The organism is Candidatus Cloacimonadota bacterium, from assembly GCA_011372345.1.
GTDB lineage: Bacteria > Cloacimonadota > Cloacimonadia > Cloacimonadales > TCS61 > DRTC01.
On sequence record DRTC01000164.1, the window covers coordinates 1 to 2,130 of the forward strand.

Sequence of the window (2,130 nt, forward strand, 5' to 3'; positions counted from 1 at the left end):
ATGATAAAAGCTCTTTCTATCAATATCGATTGGATATAAATTTCCCGGATAACTGCCGTTTTGGTTCTGATTTTTTACGAAGTTCAGGAAACTGCCTTCTGCAACTTTTGGGTTATCCATCCAGCGTGTTTCCAGCATATGACATTGAGCGGAATAGGAAATCGGCATCCGGAAATAGGCAGGTCCTTCGCAAACACAGGGATAGGAATAAGAACTATTCATCATAAAAAGACGCAATCCAAACCAGCGATACCAATAATATTTTTCGATAAATTTATCGGAACATTCAAAATGCGGAACGGAATTAAAAAACTTTTGCCAATTCCTTTCACTTTCTTTTATTGGATTAATAGTATTGAAAGATTCATTAAAAATTTCTTTTGCTTTTTTGGAAGTTTTTGCGACCGAAAGAAAAATCTTTACTTCAGCATTTTCTTTAATTTTCAAATGTTTATGTAAGCCAATATAGAGCAATCCGTCAGGATTAATTCCTTTATTATGAATTTCATCGGTAAGCTTTCCAACAAATTTCTCATAAAACGGAGTGTACTCAAATTTGGGCTGATTTACTGTGTATTCGGAAAGATTTACGGAATAAGATGAATGTTCCATTCCGAGAAACATTGAAAAATTGAAGGGATATTCACCTCGTAATTTATTTTCTCGATTAAACAAAATTCCATTCTCTTCTTTGGAAAAAGAAAGTGTTTTTTCGTTTTTATTATTTACCTGTGCCGTCCATAAGATCACCTCGATTTCCTGATTTTTTCCTTCAAACTTCAAAGTAGTGGAAAGTGTATCATTTGGAAGTAGAACATCTGTTTCTATGAATGCGAGATCGTTTGTTAAGGAAAATCTTCTTATTAATTTGGACGGATCCCATTTTGTATCTATCAATTTTGGTTTGAGTTCTTTACCATCTTTTAAAAGGAATGAAATCGTATAAAGCGGTTTTATCGGGATGTTATAAAAATGTGCTTCATCCCACAATCCGGGAATGTGTAACCACTGCGGGAAAAGCGGTGTAAAAACAAGTGAATCTCCACCACCGAGATACCATTTATCGTCTCGTTCGAGTAATTTTAGAATGTTCATAAGTCTCCTATGAAACTATACCTAGCTTCCGAATGTTTCGACTTGTCGAATCTTGGGAATGTTGGCACTTGTCCAAATCCCGAATGCTTTCGGGAGAAGATCAGCAAGCTGAACATTCAGATGTTTTGTATTGTTTTGTTTCATTATAATATTCTGGTTACTAAGCCCCAGCTTGGTAACCTTTTTGTTTTATTGATGGGCTATATGTATCCAAGCAGGGGCTTGGATACAAGAGCACTCGCGTACGCTCCTTTCGAAGGAACGACTTCATAAAACTGCGGAATAAGTCTCGTTTTTTTTGAATACACATCCAATATTGATTCTTTTAGCTTTTTGATAAAGGAATTTTTCACCAAGTAAATCACACAACCTCCAAAGCCTGCTCCTGTCACTCTTGCTCCCAAAACTCCCGGTTCATCCTTTCCGATTTCTACCAACAAATCCAGTTCATCAATGCTGACTTCATAAAAGTCTTTTAAACTTTTATGAGACTGACACATCAACTCGCCAAAAGCTTTTGCATTTCCTTTTTTCAGAACTTTTACTGCCTCTTTTACCCTTTCATTCTCATAAACAATATGTTCAATTCTTTTTTTTAATGTATCAGGCAGTAATAATTTATATTTTTCAAAATCATTAATAGAAACATCCCGCAAAGATACAATCTCAGGAAGATATTCCTGCAAAATTTTTACAGCTTCTCTGCATTCCTGCCTTCTTTTATTGTAGGAAGAATCTGCCAATTTTCTTTTCACCATCGAATTACATACAAGAAACGAACAACCTTTAAGCAACAACGGAATATATTGATATTTTAGACTTCTGCAATCTATGAAAAGAGCTTTTTCCTCTCTGGAAAGCAGGGAAGCAAATTGATCCATTATTCCACATTCCACACCCACGAAATCGTTTTCCGCTTTTCGGGCAAGTGTGATCATCTCAAGAGGTTTGATCTCTAAATCGTATAATTCTTTGAAGGAAAGCAATGTTGCAATTTCAATCGAAGCGGAAGATGAAAGTCCGGCACCTTCAGGC

2 protein-coding genes are annotated in these 2,130 nt (G+C 35.7%); both read right to left on the reverse strand.

From position 1 onward, the window contains the following. A partial coding sequence (locus ENL20_03195) for a hypothetical protein (GenBank protein HHE37563.1) occupies nucleotides 1–1,095 on the reverse strand: 1,095 nt, incomplete at its 3' end. A 200-nt stretch (nucleotides 1,096–1,295) separates the two neighbouring features. Then, a partial coding sequence (gene galK, locus ENL20_03200; GenBank protein HHE37564.1) for a galactokinase occupies nucleotides 1,296–2,130 on the reverse strand: 835 nt, incomplete at its 5' end.